This is a genomic window from Saccharothrix coeruleofusca (genome assembly GCF_014648515.1).
GTDB lineage: Bacteria > Actinomycetota > Actinomycetes > Mycobacteriales > Pseudonocardiaceae > Actinosynnema > Actinosynnema coeruleofuscum.
On sequence record NZ_BMRG01000002.1, the window covers coordinates 780,023 to 780,904 of the forward strand.

The 882-nt window shown below is 66.7% G+C and carries 1 protein-coding gene and 1 rRNA gene; one reads left to right on the forward strand and one right to left on the reverse strand.

Annotated elements, in window-relative coordinates:
* Positions 1–582 (forward strand): hypothetical protein (locus IEZ00_RS08390; RefSeq protein WP_194523934.1); only part of this gene is annotated, 582 nt, incomplete at its 5' end.
* A gap of 46 nt (positions 583–628) precedes the next feature.
* Here IEZ00_RS08390 and rrf read toward each other — a convergent pair.
* Positions 629–745 (reverse strand): 5S ribosomal RNA (gene rrf, locus IEZ00_RS08395).
* Between the last annotated feature and the right edge of the window lie 137 nt (positions 746–882).

An 882-nucleotide genomic window follows, 5' to 3' on the forward strand; every position in this document is an offset into this window, starting at 1 on the left:
ACGGAATTCACGGCGCTCGCCGCCACGGTCATCACGCTTCTGGTAACCGGGCCGGTCATCACGCCGGTCAAAGCGAGGCTTGTCGTCACGGGGACGGAATTCGCGGCGCTCGCCACCGCGGTCATCGCGCTTCTGGTACCCACCCCGGTCATCACGGGGACGGAACTCGCGACGCTCGCCACCGCGGTCGTCCCGACGCTGGTAACCGCCGCGATCATCGCGCGGGCGGAACTCGCGACGCTCGCCACCGCGATCATCGCGACTCTGGTAGTCGCGGCGCGGGGCGCCTGTGCGATCGTCACGGCGGTCCGAGCGGGGACGGTCGTCCCGACGCTGGTAGCCACCCCGGCTCTCGTCCCTGCGGTCACCGCCGCGCGGCTTGTCGTAGCGCGGTCGGTCGTCGCGGCGCGGGTACCCGCCCGAACGCTCGCCTCCGCCGCTCTGCCTGCGGTCTGCGTCAGCGCGGCCACCGTCGGATCGGCGCGGTCGGTCTCCCTGGCCACGATCACGGTCGCCGGGACGATCCCCGAACCTAGACACCTAACTCCTCCTATGGACACGCCGAAAGGGCTTGTGATTTGAGCACATTTCACTGTGCCCCCACCACAAGCCCTTTCAGGGAAAGAATGTTCGGCGGCGTCCTACTCTCCCACACCCTCACGAGTGCAGTACCATCGGCGCTGGAAGGCTTAACTACCGGGTTCGGAATGGGACCGGGTGTTCCCCCTCCGCCATGACCACCGAAACACTATGAAGATAACCAACCCACAGCACCCCATCGCCCCGGCCCATGCCGGTCGACCAGGTGGTCGGTTCGGTTCCTTCAGAACCGCACAGTGGATGCGTAGCGTCTTCGTGACAAGTCCTCGGCCTATTAGTACC